Consider the following 15,650-nt stretch of genomic DNA (forward strand, 5'->3'; position numbering starts at 1 on the left):
GCAGTAATGTGCCGATGATCCCCCACTCGTCCTCCGTCAGCCCAATACGCTCGCCCAACGCCACCTCCAAAAGGCAGCCTTGAATCAACGCCCGATCCTGCTGTCAACCTTTGTCCACGAAACCTAGATAGCCGAACCTTCAACTTACCCTCACGTAAGAGCTTCACTCCTTCTGAATACGCGTTATCGACCCGCTGTTGAAGCAATCGTAATGTTTCTAGCTGCAGAGGCCGGATCTCATTTCTTGCCCGCAGAAACGTTACTGCGCGTGCAAAACGCAGATCGTTGATCTGGTTGAACTGACCTTCCGGAGTATAAGGAAAACCCAAGCTCTCGAAACGGTAGTCGGGATCGATTGCGCGTATTTGTTCGATCAACTGATTTGACCGCTCTCTCGCCAACTGCGTGGTCATTTCCTGAGCAGGACCAGTGATGTCAAATAAATTGTCCGCCAGTGCGACGATGGCGCCAGCAGGTCGGCTCTCCAGCGTTGGGATTGCCTGCTGCAAGGTCATGGGATCATGGAAGGCTTGCGCATTGCTTCTACCCATGCTCCTCGGCACGCGCGGAAATGAGGCGGGCACCGGCCCGACCTGGGTTTCATCCGGGCGATATACTGCGTCCAGGACGGATGTGCCGCCGCTGGTGTTCTGCTCCCCAGTCTCATTCTGCAACAATGGCTTGGACCCGCTGGCGCTTCGCCGCCCATGTGAGACTATTACTTGGCTGAGCGAGTGCGGACCGCCAGGCGCAAAGGTGAATTGCCCGTTACGGGGATCATGATAGGGGTTGAACTTGCGTTCGATATCGTCATCAACTGGCTCGACCGTCCAACGGCCTGTCCGCAACCAAACCGTATAGGTCCGCCTGTAAGCGTCTGACGAAATATCCATTGCGCCACCCCGATATGCTATCGTGGTGAGAACATATCAGCAACATTTTCCAACAAGTCAGCCGCAGATTATGTCGCCCAATAGCTGAGCCGTCTTCCCCTGCTTCCCACAACCTCCGTCAAGATGAATTGTCTGGGCAAGGGACTATCTATCGGCTAGCGATTCGGGATCGAAAACGGGGATTTGCACCATGTCGGACAGCAAGAGCATTTTGGTCGTCGAGGATGAAGCGATGATCGGCATGATGCTGGAAGACTATCTCGACACGCTGGGCTATCGGCTGCACGCGGTTGCCGCGACGGTGGAGGAAGCCTGCGCCCATGCCCGGGAGGGCGGGTTCGACGCGGCGCTGGTCGACTGCAACCTGCAGGGGGAAAAGAGTTGGCCCGTCGCTGACATATTGGCGCAGGCGGACATCCCGTTCGTCTTCGCGACGGGGGGCATGGCGGACGATCTGCCCGCCAGCCATGCGGACCGGCCGACCCTGCCCAAGCCGTTCACGATCGGCGCGGTGGAACGCGCGCTGGGCAAGGTTCTGGGCGGCTGAAGCGGCATTTTGCCGTCCTGATAGGAAATTTCCGTTCCCCTCTTGTTCTGGTGGAACAAACAGGATACATCATGGCCAGGCGCCGGAGATTCACACGCTCCGCTTGACTGAAGGACTGGCCGATGACTGCACTGCTCTCACTCATCGATTCCAAGAAGACGGGAAACATGGACAGACAGAAAGCATTGGACGCGGCCTTGGCGCAGATAGACCGCGCCTTCGGCAAGGGCAGCGCGATGAAGCTGGGCAGCCGGGAGAAGCTTGAGATCGAGGCGATCTCCACCGGCTCGCTCGGCCTCGACATCGCGCTCGGCATCGGCGGCCTGCCCAAGGGGCGGATCATTGAGGTGTATGGCCCGGAAAGCTCGGGCAAGACGACGCTGGCGCTCCACGCGATCGCCGAAGCGCAGAAGGGCGGCGGCACGGCGGCGTTCGTGGACGCAGAACATGCGCTCGATCCCGTCTATGCCAAGAAGCTGGGCGTCGACATCGACGAACTGATCGTGTCGCAGCCCGACACCGGCGAACAGGCGCTGGAGATCGTCGATACGCTGGTCCGCTCCAACGCCATCGACGTGCTGGTGGTGGACTCGGTCGCCGCGCTGGTGCCCCGTGCGGAGATCGAAGGCGAGATGGGCGACAGCCATGTCGGCCTGCAGGCGCGCCTCATGAGTCAGGCGCTGCGCAAGCTCACCGGATCGATCTCGCGGTCCAAGTGCATGGTGATCTTCATCAACCAGGTGCGCATGAAGATCGGCGTGATGTACGGCAATCCGGAGACCACAACCGGCGGCAACGCGCTCAAATTCTATGCGTCGGTCCGCCTCGACATCCGCCGCACCGGCCAGATCAAGGATCGCGACGATATCGTCGGCAATGCGACTCGCGTGAAGGTGGTGAAGAACAAGGTCGCGCCGCCCTTCAAGCAGGTCGAATTCGACATCATGTATGGCGAAGGCATTTCCAAGATCGGCGAACTGCTCGACATCGGCGTGAAGGCCGGGCTTGTCGAAAAGTCGGGTGCCTGGTTCTCCTACGATTCCGTCCGCATAGGGCAGGGTCGGGAGAACGCCAAGACCTTCCTGCGCGAACATCCCGAAATGGCGGACAAGCTGGAAAAGGCGATCCGCGGCCGAACCGAAGAGGTGGCCGAAGGCATGATGACCGGACCCGATGCGGAGGATGATGGCGAATAAGTCCATGGGCAGCGTCCGGACGGATCATCCGGGCGCGCTTCTGGAACTCGAGCCCGCCTTGCGCATCACGCACCGAAAAGGCCCGCCGCGCGTCTCCGCGCAGCGGGCCTTTTACCGTTCGGACACAGTAAGGGCGCTTTCCGATAGGATCGTAGCCGCGCAACGAAAGAACAAATTCTGCGGGACATATGCGAAGTTAAGCTGCGGAAATCCTACTTCGTGAGACCGCGCACCTGACGATGAGGCGGATAAACAGGGGCGTGACAGCCGCAAGGTGCCGGCATCCGACAAGCAGACCGAGCGGATGCGGACGGCTCGTCAGGTATGATCCGGTTGAAGGCTCTGCCGATATCGCGCCTTTGCGCCTCTGGCCGGCAAACGCCGCTTGCCAACGCCCCGCCACCGCCCGATGCTGCATGTCAGGCCGCGCGAATCGGTCCTTCCTCTTACATCCGGGATCTCAACCCATGCGCGTCGCGATCGAAGCGATACTCGACTATGATTTCGCCGAACCGACCGACGTGCTGCTGGCCGTCGAGGCCGCGTCGCTGCCCGACCAGCAGGTCGTCAGCCAGTCGCACGTCATCGACAATGCGGGGCCGCTTACCAACAAGCGGGGCGGCAGCGGCGTGGGCCGGCGGACCTGGACCCGCACCGGGACGGGCCGGATGCTCAGCACTTACCGCGCCGTGGTGGAGGTCGAGCGGCCGGCCGTCGATCTCGCGACGCTCGGCAAGAGCCCGCTGCCCAGCCTGCCGGAACAGGTGCTGCCCTTCATCTGGCCCAGCCGCTATTGCGAAGCCGATCGCTTCGTCAGCTTCGTCTGCGGGCATTTTCCCGATCTCGATGGCGGGCCGCTGGTCAAGGCACTGGTCGATTGGGTCCATGCCAACCTCGTCTACGCGCCGGGAAGTTCGAACATCAGCACGACGGCGGCGGACACGTTCGTCGCGCAGCAGGGCGTCTGCCGCGACTTCGCGCATCTGACCGCCGCCCTGATCCGCTCGCGCGACATCCCCGCGCGCCTCGTGTCCGTGTACGCCCTCGGCCTCGACCCGCCGGATTTCCACGCGGTGGTCGAAGTCTGGCTGGACGGAGCGTGGCACATCATCGATGCGACCGGGCTGGCACCCGTCGATCACATGGTGCGCATCGCTGTCGGGCGGGACGCCACCGACATCGCCTTCATGACCATCTTCGGCGGCGCGACGATGAATGCGCAGTCGATCAGCGTGACCGCCGCCGACTGACGCGCCGCCTTAATAATCCTTCGAATAGCGTAGGTTCGCCGACGATCCCGCATTGGTGCCGGTTCGCGACAGCAGGCTGAGCGCGCGGGACAGCGCGATCTCCAACTGCGTGGCTGTGAAGCCCTTGGAGTCGGTGATGACCTCCACATAGATATTGTTGGAGATATGCTGGCCGACCGCGAGCGAGGTGCCGCGTCCGGTCGCTTCATCGCCGCTGACGATGCCGATGCGGTCGATGCCCGAAGCGCCCTGCAGCTTGCCCATGGGGTTGAGGCCGCCGCTGCCGCCGCGCAGCCCATTGAGCGCCGCCGCCAGCTGCACCGCCTGCACGGCGGACAGGTTCGCGACATTGTCGCCGAACAGGATGCGGGCCAATATCTCGTCCTGGGGTAGCGACGGCGTGGAGATGAAGGCGATGTCGGGCTGCTGCGCGTTGCCAGATACCCGTATGCCAGCGCTGACCGTGTCGATCCGCGTCGTCGCCTGGATGTTGAGCGTCGGGTTGGTCATCGGCCCGTTGAAGGTGATGACGCCTTCATCCAGGTTGAACTGATGGCCCGAGAAGCTGTAGCGGCCGCGCAGCACGTCCAGCCGGCCGGTCACGCGGGGCGCAGCGGTCGTGCCGGTCACCCGCATGTCCGTCTTCCATTCGGAATCCAGCCCCATGCCGGTCACATAGATTTCATTGTCGGCGCGGACCCGGATATCGAGCTTCCATAGGACGGGCGCGGCCGCCGCCCGGCGCGCGGCCGTGCGCGCCGCGAGCGGATCTGCATTGTCGCCCTTGCGCCGGATGCCGGTGAGCTGGCGAATTTCGGTCCCGCCCTGCCAGGCGACGCGATAACGGGTCTCCGGCAGGGACAGGTCGCCCCTGATGAGACCGCCGTCAGAGGTGCTGTTGGTGATCGCCATCGTGCCGCTGACGACGCTGGTGATCGCCTCGCTACGCGCCAGCCGCGCCCGATCGAGCTTCACCGCGATGTTCATCGGGAAGCCGCTATCCGCCGCCAGCCCGACCGTGCCGGACGCCTGCACGGTGCCATCGCCGGCGCGCCCGGAAAAGTCGCGGATGTCGAGCCGGTCGTTGGTGAAACGGCCGTCCAGCCGCATCTGCGTCACGCGCGTCCCGAATGTCTCATTCTCATAGGTCAGCGTATTGGCGCGAATCACGCCGTTGAGCCGAGGCGCGCTCAGCCTGCCGCCGAAATCCGCCGCGACGGCGACGCCGCCGGTCAGCTGCTGGTCGGCAAGACCGGCGAAGGAGAAGAGCACGTCGGCCGGCCCGGCATAGCGGATGCCGCCGCCCAGCGGCGCGTTCTGCAACTGCTCCGCCCAGCTTGCGCCCGCGCCGGGCGGGGCGAGCGTGGCGACGAAGCGGCCCAGCGTCGCATTGCCCCGGCGGATGAGGCCGCGCATGTCGCCGCCAGCCGCCGACAGCTTGCCCTCGACATTCATCGACACCGGGTTCGACACGGTTGTCAGGCTGGAGCGACGGAAATCGCTGACGGCAAGGCGCGTAGTTGCAGTGGGAAAGGCGCTGCCGACCTGGGTGAAATCGAGCGCGCCGGTCGCCCGGCCGGTGACGCCCAGTCCCGGCGCGGCGACGTTCAGGATGGCGAGGTCGAAATCCTTGAACCGCGCCTGCATCGCAGTGGTGCCGCCGAAGCGTCCGGCCAGATCGACCCGGCCCTGCGGCAGCACCAGCGTCGCGGGTTCCAGTCGGTAGCCGCCCTGCTCGCTGCGGATGATGGCCGGCTGCGCCAGGCGGAAATCGATGTTCGCCGCGCGTCCCTGCAATGCGACCGCATAGAGATTGGGGCGCAGAGCCGCGTTGGCTGCGATCGAGAAGGGGACGCCGCTGGAGCCATCCGCGACCAGCTGCGCGCGTCCGCGCCCGCCGCTATAGTCCAGTCGTCCGCGCGCCTTGCGCACGATATAGTCGCCATAGGCCGCGTTGGCGATCTGCATGTCGGCGCGGATTTGCGGCTGGTCCGTCAGCACCATGGATGCGGTAAGGATGGCGCGACCGATCACGACATCGGCCTCGCCCGGCAATTTGGCGTTGCTGGCCGTCGCGTTCACGTTCACGCCTTGCGCCTTGCCCACCGCGCCCAGCCGCACCGCGCCGGTAATGCCCGAGCCGTTCAGGGCTAGCTGGCCGGTGAAGGGGCCGGCCGCGCTTTGCTGGATGCGGCCGTTCATGTCCACGCCTGCGAAACGCGCCTTGGTAACGTCGATGGTCAGCGGCCCCCGCGCCGTGCGGATCAGCAGATTGGCGAAGAAGGGACCGTAGGGCGATCCGCCCGTCGCCTCCAGCCGGTATCCGGCCGCCTCGCCATTCAGTTTCGCCACGACATCGGTCAGCTGCACGCCCACATTCGGCCGCGCCGCGCGCAGCACCGCCTGCGGCCGCTCCATCGTGCCGCGCACCGTCAGCGCCAGGGGGCCATATTGTTTGGAGGAAGCGCGCGCATCGAAGGCGATCCGGCCATCGGTGTCGTAGCTGCCCGATCCCGAATGGATGGTGAAATTGGGAGCCGCGCCTTTGAGGCCGGCCAGCGTGAACTTGCCCTCCGGCGTCATGCCGATGCTTCCGCTGGCGACCGCGTTGCCGCCCAGGAAATCGCGGACGGACGCATTCTCCCACCGCGCGGTCCGCACGCCGAACCGACCGGACAGGCCAAAGCCGCCCTTGGACCCCGGAACCAGGTCGACATCGGTCGTCAGGTTGACGATGCCGACGCCGTCGATCCGATAATCATTCACCCGGCCTTTGAGCGCGCCACGATAGATGGCGTTCTGAAGATCGGCGAGGACGATGGCGGTGGCGTCCACCCGGTCGCTGTCGATCTTGAGATTGTCGCTGATGAGCTTGCCTGCGGCATAGGCGAAATCGCCCTTCACCCGCAGGTTGTTGAGCAGGCCGCCGGCCGCCGCATTGAAGCCGGTCACCCGGCTGGCGGTGGCGTTAACGGGAATGCGGATGCGGTCCGCATCGATCACCGCCCGGCCACTGGCTTTCAGATTTTCGAGCCCCGTGGCGTCGAAGGCGAGATATCTGGCGCTAAGGTCATAATCGATGAACGGGGTCGCCATCGGTCCGTCGAGGATGACGGAGGCGCGCACGTCGCGGCCCTTCACCTTCTCCATGATTGCGCCCGGCGTCAGCAGCGCGGCGTTGATGCGCAGTGCGCTGAAACGGCTTTGGCCGAGGTCGATCAACCCCTTGGCGTCGGCGGCGAGGGCGGGCGAGTGCAATGTACCTTTCAGGTTCACGCGGCGCTCGTTCAGGCCGGCGAACAGATCGACATCGAGTTGGGGGCCGGTCAGCCGGTCGACCGTGCCGGCGAAGACCAGGCCGGGGCGCACCGGACCCTTGGCGGTGAAATTGCCGTCGCGCGCCGCAAGCGCGATGTTCGCCAGTTCGCCCTTGCGCGATCGCGCGACGATCCTTCCGTTCCACGCTTGCCAGCTTCCCCTGCCGTCCAGCGTCGCGGTCATGCCGTCGGTCAGGCCCGACATCGCGGCGATGACGCCGCCCTTGGGCGCGGTCAGCGTGCCGCTCATGTCGAGCCGGTTCTGTGCCGGGACCGCATCGAGCTTCGCCTGCAACCGATCGCCGCTATCCACGATAGCGCTGGCGGACAGTTGCGCGCGGCCATCCGCGATATGGGTGACGCCGTCGATCGCGATCTCTCGCTTCTGCCCGATGACCGGCCGCGCCAGCACGAAGCGTGCGATCTTCATTCGGTCGATGTCGATGTCAAGATCGGGCAGGATTGGCGCGTTGGGATCGCTCTGCGTCACGTTGAACTGCGGGCTGCGCGCCAGCACGATCAGCGGGCTTTCCAGCAGGCTGACGGAGATATGGTTGTTGACGTAGCGGAAGGGCTTCCATGTCACATGGACGCGCGGCGATACGGCGAACACCCCCTTTGGATCGCGCAGCACCAGGTCGTGAATGACCATGTCGCTATAGATCGATCCTTCGATCCGGCCGACCTCGATCTTCATCCCTGATTCCAGCTGGAGCGCGGCGATCTGACCAATCAGGAAGCGCTTGCCCTGTTGGGTATTGAGGCCGAGCAGCAGACCGCCGATGAGCAACAGCAGCGCGATGAGAAGGCCGATGAAGCCGATGGCTATTTTCTGCCAGAGCGGCCGCTTTGCGCGGATCACGACGGTGTCGGACGGGGGAAGGGTGTCGTCCTGCGCCATCAGAAGGCCTGCCCGATGCCGATATAGATGGCGAATTTGGATTCGCCCGGTTGCCGGTTGATCGGCATGGCGACATCCGCGCGGAAGGGGCCGAAATTGGTGTAGAAGCGCCCGCCTATGCCTACGCCATAGCGCATGTCGCTGAATTTCGGGATCTGGCTTTCATACACCTGGCCGCCATCGACGAAGGCGACCACGCCGTAATTGCCGAAGCGATAGCGCCCTTCCACCGCGAATTCGTTGACCGATCGGCCGCCGATCGGATCGTTGTTCACGTCCTTTGGCCCCAGTTCCTGATAGCCGTAGCCGCGCACCGATCCGCCGCCGCCGGCATAGATGCGCCGCGACGGAGCGACATCGTCACGCGCAACGCCGCTGATCGTGCCGACGCGGGCGCGCCCGGCGATCACCAGGCTGTCCGACACGGGATAATAGCCGCTAAGGTCGAAGGTCGCGCGCAGATAGGGCGAGAAAGTGCCCTGGAGCGACCCTTCGGGTTCGGCGCGCAGGTTGGCGCGAAAACCCTTGGTGGGGTTCAGCAAGTCGTTGGACCGGTCGTAGCCGATCTGTACCGGCAGCCCGCCGATCAGGTAGGTTCGGCGCGTCTTGTCGCCAGTGGCGGGATCGACCACCACCTGTTCGTTGGTGCCCAATATCTCCGCGCCATAGCTGTAGGTCCAGCGCTTCTGGAAGATCGGGGTCGACTGGCGCGACCAGCCGATGTTCACGCCAGCGGTGAAGGCTTCATAGGCGTCGTAATTCTGATGGTTGAGCGTGATGCCCGTCTGGAACGTCCGGTCGCGCTTGCCGGCGTTCGACCGACGGAAGGTGCCGGACACGCCCTGTTCCTGCGTGCCCGCGACGACGCCGGCGATCAATGCGCCTTCGGGCGGGAAGAAGTTGCGGTGCGTCCATGTGCCTTCGGCGCGGAACCCCTGCCCGGTGCCGTAACCCGCCTCGCCCGCGAGTGTGCGCGGCGGCCCCGCCTCCTGCTCGACGGCCAAGTCGACATATTCGGTGCCGTCGGGGCCGGGCTCGCCGGTCCGCACCGGCTCCACCGCCACGCTGGAAAAAAGGCCGGTCGCCACCAGCGCCTTGCGCAGATCGTCGACCTTGCGGCTGTCGTACAGCTCGCCCGGCTTGTAGCGCCTGATCACTTCCATATGGTCGGCGCCGAACGCCTGCTTTGCGCCGCTGGTCGTGATCCGGCGGAAGGAACCGCGCGGCCCGACATCGACCGGCAGCGTATAGTCGCCGGTGACGGTGGCAGGATCGAGCAATATGTCGCGCTGTCCAACCTTGGCGAAGGGATAGCCGTTTTCGGGCAGCCGAACGCCGACATTGGCCTCCGCGCTTTCGACATTGACGGCGACGATATAGTCGCCCGTTTTCAGCGGTAGGCTGCTGCGCACCAGATCGGGCGGGACGGTCGGATCGGCGGTGATGACGATATTTCCGATCTTGTACCGTTTGCCGGGCGTCACGGACACGATTGCCTTCAGGGCATTTTCGGGCCCCTGCTCCAGGCTGGAAAGGGCGGTGGCATCATAATAGCCCTCGGAATAGAGGAGCCGCACTGCCAGCTTTTCGTCCTCGCGGGCGCGCTGCTGCACCATGGTGGCGGTGTCGGCGCGGCCCTTACCGTCGATCAGCGCGGATTCGGACCGGAACTCGTCCTCAAGGCCCGTCTTGCCGAACCCTTCGATCTGCGTCGCGTAACGGATTTCGGGCAGCTTGGCGTCGGGGTCGCTGTCCGCCGCGACGGTGGCGGGGACGGTGACGCTGTCGAGTGGCGGGAGCGGCCGGGCCAGTTCCTGTTCCTCGGCCGGTTCGATCGCGGGGGGCAAGGCTGTCGGAGCGGCCGATTGGGACGGCATCTGCTGGTCGATCCAGCTGTCGATCGATGGGAGCGGGGCACTGGGGTTGCCGCCCTCGACCTTGGGCATGCGCGCGTCGAACTCGTCATTGGGGACGATCGGCTCATCGGTATCGCCAGCAGCAGTGGAGGAGGAGGAAGGCTGGGTCTGGGCCGCGAGCGGAAGCGGGGACGCGCCAAGCAACAGCAAGCCCAACAGTCGCCGGACATGAAGTGCCTGTCGTTCCCTGCCCACGCTGCGCTGCCCCTTTTCGTACCGCGCACGTCCTGAAAGCCCGGTAAGAAGCCAATACGCAGAACGGGTTGGGTGGTTCCGTGTCCGACATGATTTGCCCGGCTTCCCACCGGACTCGCCGGCCGCTAAAGCAGGATCATGACCTTCGCCCTCAACATTTCGCGGTCGATCAGCGGCCAGCCGTGGCGCTGGCGCGGGGCGCATGCAGATGGCCGGGAGCCGACAAGCAGGCCCGATGATCTGGTGACGCAATTGCTGCTGGCGCGAGGCTGCGCGCGCGAGGCGGTGGAAGCGCACCGCAATCCCACCATCCGCCAGTTCATGCCCGATCCCAGCCTGTTCCGCGACATGGACGCCGCGGCCGAGCGGCTGGCAGACGCGGTGCAGGCGCAGGAGGATGTGCGCATCTTCGGCGATTATGACGTGGACGGTGCGACCAGCGCGGCGCTGCTGATCCGGCTGCTGGGCGACCTGGGCCTGCATGCCAGACCCTATATCCCCGACCGCCTGATGGAAGGCTATGGCCCGTCCGGCGAGGCGCTGGTGCGGCTGGCGGGAGAAGGGGCGACGCTGATCGTCACGGTCGATTGCGGCGCGCAGGCGTTCGAGGCGCTGTCGATGGCGCGGTCGACCGGCGTGGATGTCGTGGTGGTCGATCATCACAAATGCGCGACGCAACTGCCCGAAGCCTTTGCGCTGGTGAACCCCAATCGACTGGACGAACATCCCGACGCTGCCTGCCACGGCCATCTGGCGGCGGTCGGCGTCGCCTTCCTGCTGGCCGCTGCGCTGGTGCGCGTGTTGCGGGCGCGCGGCTGGTTCGCGAACCGGCCGGAGCCCCCGCTCATGGATCTGCTCGACATCGTCGCGCTCGGCACGGTGGCGGATGTGGCGCAATTGAAGGGGTTAAACCGCGCCTTCGTGGCGCAGGGCCTGAAGGTCATGGCGCGTCGGCGCAACATCGGCCTTGCCGCCCTGATCGACGCCAGCCGCCTGACTCGCGCGCCGCTCTGCCACGACCTCGGCTTTGCGCTGGGCCCGCGGATCAATGCCGGCGGGCGGGTGGGGCAGGCTGACCTTGGCGTGCGGTTGCTGACGACCGACGATCCCGTGGAAGCCGCGCGCATCGCGGCGCAGCTCGACCACTATAACGAAGAGCGCCGCGCAATCGAGGCGACGGTTCAGGAACAGGCGGAGCAACTGCTCGCGGCGCAAGGTAACCGCGCGGTCGCGGTGATCGCGGGGCAGGGCTGGCACCCCGGCGTCATCGGCATCGTCGCCGGCCGCATCAAGGAAAAGGCGGGCCGCCCCGCTATCGTGATCGCGCTGGACGATGCGGGCGTGGGGAAGGGATCGGGCCGGTCCATATCGGGGGTGGATCTGGGCGCGGCCGTGCTGGCAGCGAAGGACAGTGGCCTGCTGGTCGCGGGCGGCGGCCACGCAATGGCGGCCGGACTGACGGTGGCGGCGGATCGGGTCGACGCGCTGGCCGATTATCTGGACGACCGGCTTTCGGCTGCGATAGCGAAGGCGCGGGACGATCGTGCGCTGCTGATCGATGCGGTGCTCGCACCGGCGGGCGTGAACCCGGATTTCGTCGCCGCGATTGATGAAGGCGGCCCCTATGGCGCAGGATGGCCCGCGCCGCTGATCGCGGCCGGACCGATGCGGGTGTTGAAGGCCGATGTCGTGGGCAACGGCCATCTACGCGCGGTGATGGCAGGCGACGATGGCCGGTCGATCAAGACCATCGCTTTCCGCCGGGCAGAAACGGCGCTTGGGCAGGCGATCCTCGGCGCGCCGCGCGACCGGCGGCTCTGGGTGGCGGGCAAGGCGAAGATCGACGATTGGAGTAGCCGGCCCGCCGCCGAACTGCATCTGGAGGATGCGGCCTGGGCCGATTGAGCCGGCGCGCAATTTTCTTGCCAGCGGGGGCTTGACCCTGCTCCCGTCTGCTCGTAATTGCGCCCTCGCTTCACCGCGCTGCCCCCGGCGGCGCGACGAACGGCCCCTTCGTCTAGCGGTTAGGACGCGGCCCTTTCACGGCTGAAACACGGGTTCGATTCCCGTAGGGGTCACCAAAATCCTCTCCCAGAGGGTTTCAGGAAGTGCCAGGAACGGCGGATTTCTGCGGTTTTTCGTGGTATAGGTATCCCATACGGAGCGGTCTCGGACCACCGGATACCAGCAACTTGATGGTATGTCTGATGGTAGCGCGGCCCTCCCCGAGAAGGAGATACCATCATGGCGCTCACCGCCGCTGCGATCAAAAACGCAAAGGGCCGGACCAAGCCCTATAAACTCACCGATAGCGATGGCCTGTTCCTTTATGTCACACCTGCTGGCGGTCGCTACTGGCGGATGAACTACCGCCATTTTGGCAAGCAAAAGACACTGGCCTTCGGGGTCTACCCTGACACCGGACTTGCCGATGCCCGCGAGCAGCGTGATGCGGCCCGCAAGGTGCTGGCGAAGGGGGACGATCCTGCCGAAAAGATCAGGCTGGATCGGATTGCTGCTACCGTGGCGGCGTCCAACAGCTTCAAGGTGGTTGCCGACGAATGGCTGGTGAAGGTCGAGCGCGAAGGCCGCTCCGCCGTCACGATGAAGAAGCTGCGCTGGCTGCTGGCCTTCATCAATGCCTCGCTGGGCAAGCGCCCTGTCACCACCATCACCGCGCAGGAGGTGTTGATCATGCTGCGCAAGATGGAGGGTAAGGGCCGCTATGAGACAGCCAAGCGCCTGCGCAGCACATGCAGCCAGATATTCCGCTACGCCATCGCCACGGCCCGCGGAGAGCGCGACGTGGCGGCGGACTTGCGCGGGGCGCTGATCGCGCCCCAGCCCGTCCACAGGGCTGCTATCACCAGCGCGGACAATGCGGGTGGACTGTTGCGCGCCATTGAGGCGTTCGAGGGCTTCTCCAACACCAAGGCGGCGCTGCAATTGCTCCCGCATGTGTTCGTTCGCCCCGGCGAGCTACGCCATGCCGAATGGGCCGACTTTGATTTGGACAAGGCGCTTTGGACGATCCCGCCGCACAAGACCAAGATGCGGCGGGCGCATACCATTCCCCTCTCCCGGCAAGCATTGGCGATTCTCGCCACGATCGAGCATGATGCGGATTATAGCCGCTTCCTGTTCCCGTCGCTGCGCTCGGTCGATCGGCCCATGTCGGAGAACACCATCAACGCTGCCTTGCGACGCATGGGCTTTGCGCAGGATGAAATGACCGGCCACGGCTTCCGGGCGATGGCGGCGACATTGCTCAGTGAGATGGGGCTATGGCATCCTGACGCGATCGAGCGTCAGCTTGCCCATTGCGACAACAACGCCGTTCGCCGCGCTTACACACGCGGGGAATATTGGGACGAGCGGGTGCGTATGATGCAGCATTGGTCCGACCATCTCGATTTTCTGCGCGACGGGCAGAAGGTATTCACCGGCCAATTCGGGAAAGTGAAGAAGCAGACCGCTTGACCGGAAGCCACGCCGTGCCCTCGCCACAGACGAAGAGGGCACGGCGTTCATGGTCATCAAACGCTACCTTCCTCTCGATACGCCATTGGATCGGCAATCCAACGATTTACGGCGGACTCGCGCCAGCCCGTACCGTGGATGCTGATCTTGACCTGGCGCGGGAAAGTGCCTTCGCCCATCTTGCGATAAAGCGTCGTGCGGGAAAGGCCGGTGCGGGCGAGAGCGGTTTTGAGGCGAATGATGCGATCGGGGCTGTTCATGGGGCTTTCTCTTCAAATCATGGTGTTGCACGCGCCCCTGTGGACCAGCATCGGGCAGCATGGCCCACCGGACAAGAGCCGTTCCGGGGCCACGAAGGGCCACCCGCGCGGGGATTGGAGGACGCTGGCGGAGTGTGGCGGCAACTGGCGATCAGCGGCGGAAAACGGCATGGGGCTGCCGCGTAGCGCGGCTATCGAAGATTTTGTCCCACCATGTCCCGCATGGCGCGCCCATCGGGCCGTTTGCCTTGCGGCACGGTCGTATCGCTATGTCGAATCGTTCATGGCTTCGCTCCAAATCTTGGAGGCCTGCCCGCCAGAGGTTCACGCTGCGCCAGACGATGCCACGCCGCAAGGGGTGAGGCACTGAAGTGCCGCTTTGAGCATTTCAGTGCCCATTGTGCCAAATTGCGCACCCTAGACGACGCTCAGCGATGGCCATCGTCATGCGATTGCATTACATTGAAAGTGAAGGAGCCGAGCCGATGGCCAACAATGCGCTGATCCAGACGCGAATCGATGCGGACGTGAAGGAGCGAGCTGCCGCAATCTTCGAGAAGATGGGACTGACCGTCTCGGACGCGGTGCGTATCCTGTTGACCCGTACAGCACGCGAGGGCGTCGCGCCGATGGAACTGCTGATCGAGCAGCGCGATTATGACGCATGGTTCCGTGAGCGGGTGCGCGAGGCGCTGGACGATGCGCGGCCCGACCTGTCCGACGAAGAGGTGTCGGCGACCTTTGCCGAACTGCGCCAGAAAGCGGTGAACGGCGTTAAGCCCCTATGAAACTTGCCTGGTCGCAGCGCGCGGCCAGCGACCGCCTCGCCATTTTCCTGTGGATCGCGGAGGAAGACCCGCGCGGCGCCGCCAGCGTGGACGAGCGGATCGAACAGGCGGCGCGCCGACTGATCGATTTTCCCGACAGCGGCCGACCCGGACGGGTGGAGGGCACGCGCGAACTGGTCGTTGCCCGGACACCGTATATCGCGCCTTACAAAGTCGAGGGCGACACTGTGCGCATTCTGCGCGTCATCCACGGCGCGCGCATGTTTCCTCATGATCTTTGAGGGGGTTGTAGGCGGCGGATTTCACCTGATTGTCGGTCATTATAACTACTGTGCTGTGACGTTTGGATCGTCGATCCGATCCTCCTTACATTACGCCTGTATCCTTGAGCCAATCCTCGACAAGCGATGGCCATTTCTCCACCGGATGCCCGAGCGGCCTCATGGCGAAGGCGTGTCCGCCTTTCGCAAAGAGGTGAACTTCCGCCTTCACGCCTGCGTGGTCGAGCGCGCGAGCATAGACCGTGCTATTGCAAACCGGATCGACCGGATCGTCCCACGCCTGCAATAAAAAGGTTGGCGGCGTTTCCTTGCTGACCTTAATCCCGGGATCGAGTGTTTCGCCTGCGCGACACAGGTGACCCGGAAACATAGCAACGGCAAAGTCCGGCCGGCTGCTCACATTATCGATCGCATCAACCGGCGTGTAGGCGGGTTGGAAGATGTTGCTTGCCTGTGCAACGAGGTATCCGCCAGCGGAAAATCCAATCACGCCGATTTTGTTAGCGTCCGCGCTCGTGGTGTAATTTCCGGTGTAGATTGAGGCGATCGCGTGGGTGGGGCATGCCCCACCCACGCGATTTCGGTCTCGGTGGCCACCGGGCTCATCGGTAAGGTGGAGTTACCAC

Annotated in this window: 11 protein-coding genes, 1 tRNA gene and 1 pseudogene; 8 read left to right on the forward strand and 5 right to left on the reverse strand. The window is 64.5% G+C overall.

Annotation, left to right across the window (positions count from 1 at the left end):
• A pseudogene (locus tag ACFQ24_RS05765) lies at window positions 1-551 on the reverse strand (hypothetical protein); the annotation flags it as partial.
• A 532-nt stretch (window positions 552-1,083) separates the two neighbouring features.
• Between ACFQ24_RS05765 and ACFQ24_RS05770 the strand changes: the two are divergent.
• The 3 genes from ACFQ24_RS05770 to ACFQ24_RS05780 all read left to right on the forward strand — a co-directional run bounded on the left by ACFQ24_RS05770 (window position 1,084) and on the right by ACFQ24_RS05780 (window position 3,886).
• The gene (locus tag ACFQ24_RS05770) at window positions 1,084-1,440 is read left to right on the forward strand and encodes a response regulator (protein WP_380909628.1); all 357 of its coding nucleotides are present in this window, start codon (window positions 1,084-1,086) and stop codon (window positions 1,438-1,440) included.
• 122 nt (window positions 1,441-1,562) lie between these two features.
• A complete protein-coding gene (gene recA, locus ACFQ24_RS05775) occupies window positions 1,563-2,636 on the forward strand; it encodes a recombinase RecA (protein WP_380909630.1) in 1,074 nt (357 codons plus the stop codon).
• Window positions 2,637-3,103: 467 nt separating this feature from the next.
• Window positions 3,104-3,886 (forward strand): transglutaminase-like domain-containing protein, encoded by a 783-nt coding sequence (locus ACFQ24_RS05780; RefSeq protein ID WP_380909632.1) that lies wholly within the window; start codon window positions 3,104-3,106, stop codon window positions 3,884-3,886.
• 9 nt (window positions 3,887-3,895) lie between these two features.
• On the opposite strand, the gene ACFQ24_RS05785 is transcribed toward ACFQ24_RS05780, so the two are convergent.
• A complete protein-coding gene (locus tag ACFQ24_RS05785; RefSeq protein WP_380909634.1) occupies window positions 3,896-8,104 on the reverse strand; it encodes a translocation/assembly module TamB domain-containing protein in 4,209 nt (1,402 codons plus the stop codon).
• Window positions 8,104-10,215, reverse strand: coding sequence for an autotransporter assembly complex protein TamA (locus tag ACFQ24_RS05790; protein WP_429615118.1), 2,112 nt, complete (start codon window positions 10,213-10,215; stop codon window positions 8,104-8,106). The genes ACFQ24_RS05785 and ACFQ24_RS05790 overlap by 1 nt, the downstream gene beginning before the upstream one ends.
• Window positions 10,216-10,353: 138 nt before the next feature.
• Between ACFQ24_RS05790 and recJ the strand changes: the two genes are divergently transcribed.
• From recJ to ACFQ24_RS05805, 3 genes are all read left to right on the forward strand, one after another.
• On the forward strand, window positions 10,354-12,120 hold the full coding sequence (recJ, locus tag ACFQ24_RS05795; protein WP_380909636.1) for a single-stranded-DNA-specific exonuclease RecJ: 1,767 nt from the start codon (window positions 10,354-10,356) through the stop codon (window positions 12,118-12,120).
• Between the two features lie 101 nt (window positions 12,121-12,221).
• Window positions 12,222-12,296, forward strand: a tRNA-Glu gene (locus ACFQ24_RS05800).
• A 163-nt stretch (window positions 12,297-12,459) separates the two neighbouring features.
• On the forward strand, window positions 12,460-13,695 hold the full coding sequence (locus tag ACFQ24_RS05805) for a tyrosine-type recombinase/integrase (protein WP_380909638.1): 1,236 nt from the start codon (window positions 12,460-12,462) through the stop codon (window positions 13,693-13,695).
• A 56-nt stretch (window positions 13,696-13,751) separates the two neighbouring features.
• Here ACFQ24_RS05805 and ACFQ24_RS05810 read toward each other — a convergent pair whose 3' ends face one another.
• The gene (locus tag ACFQ24_RS05810) at window positions 13,752-13,955 is read right to left on the reverse strand and encodes a helix-turn-helix transcriptional regulator (protein WP_380909640.1); all 204 of its coding nucleotides are present in this window, start codon (window positions 13,953-13,955) and stop codon (window positions 13,752-13,754) included.
• Between the two features lie 485 nt (window positions 13,956-14,440).
• On the opposite strand from ACFQ24_RS05810, the gene ACFQ24_RS05815 reads away from it, so the two are divergent.
• Window positions 14,441-14,743, forward strand: a complete 303-nt coding sequence (locus ACFQ24_RS05815) for a type II toxin-antitoxin system RelB/DinJ family antitoxin (protein ID WP_380909642.1) — start codon at window positions 14,441-14,443, stop codon at window positions 14,741-14,743.
• The gene (locus ACFQ24_RS05820) at window positions 14,740-15,024 is read left to right on the forward strand and encodes a type II toxin-antitoxin system RelE/ParE family toxin (protein WP_380909644.1); all 285 of its coding nucleotides are present in this window, start codon (window positions 14,740-14,742) and stop codon (window positions 15,022-15,024) included. The genes ACFQ24_RS05815 and ACFQ24_RS05820 overlap by 4 nt, the downstream gene beginning before the upstream one ends.
• A gap of 85 nt (window positions 15,025-15,109) precedes the next feature.
• Here the strand turns inward: ACFQ24_RS05820 and ACFQ24_RS05825 are convergent, their stop codons facing one another.
• Entirely contained in the window at window positions 15,110-15,598 is a 489-nt protein-coding gene (locus tag ACFQ24_RS05825) for an alpha/beta hydrolase (protein WP_380909646.1), read from the reverse strand.
• Between the last annotated feature and the right edge of the window lie 52 nt (window positions 15,599-15,650).

The sequence above is a fragment of the Sphingobium olei genome (assembly GCF_042678845.1).
Taxonomy (GTDB): domain Bacteria; phylum Pseudomonadota; class Alphaproteobacteria; order Sphingomonadales; family Sphingomonadaceae; genus Sphingobium; species Sphingobium olei.

Coding starts and splice junctions, on each gene's coding strand:
- ACFQ24_RS05805 (WP_380909638.1), top strand. CDS start 12,460: ATGGCGCTCACCGCCGCTGCGATCAAAAACGCAAAGGGCCGGACCAAG.
- ACFQ24_RS05815 (WP_380909642.1), top strand. CDS start 14,441: ATGGCCAACAATGCGCTGATCCAGACGCGAATCGATGCGGACGTGAAG.
- recJ (WP_380909636.1), top strand. CDS start 10,354: ATGACCTTCGCCCTCAACATTTCGCGGTCGATCAGCGGCCAGCCGTGG.
- ACFQ24_RS05820 (WP_380909644.1), top strand. CDS start 14,740: ATGAAACTTGCCTGGTCGCAGCGCGCGGCCAGCGACCGCCTCGCCATT.
- ACFQ24_RS05780 (WP_380909632.1), top strand. CDS start 3,104: ATGCGCGTCGCGATCGAAGCGATACTCGACTATGATTTCGCCGAACCG.
- ACFQ24_RS05770 (WP_380909628.1), top strand. CDS start 1,084: ATGTCGGACAGCAAGAGCATTTTGGTCGTCGAGGATGAAGCGATGATC.
- ACFQ24_RS05810 (WP_380909640.1), bottom strand. CDS start 13,955: ATGAACAGCCCCGATCGCATCATTCGCCTCAAAACCGCTCTCGCCCGC.
- recA (WP_380909630.1), top strand. CDS start 1,563: ATGACTGCACTGCTCTCACTCATCGATTCCAAGAAGACGGGAAACATG.
- ACFQ24_RS05785 (WP_380909634.1), bottom strand. CDS start 8,104: ATGGCGCAGGACGACACCCTTCCCCCGTCCGACACCGTCGTGATCCGC.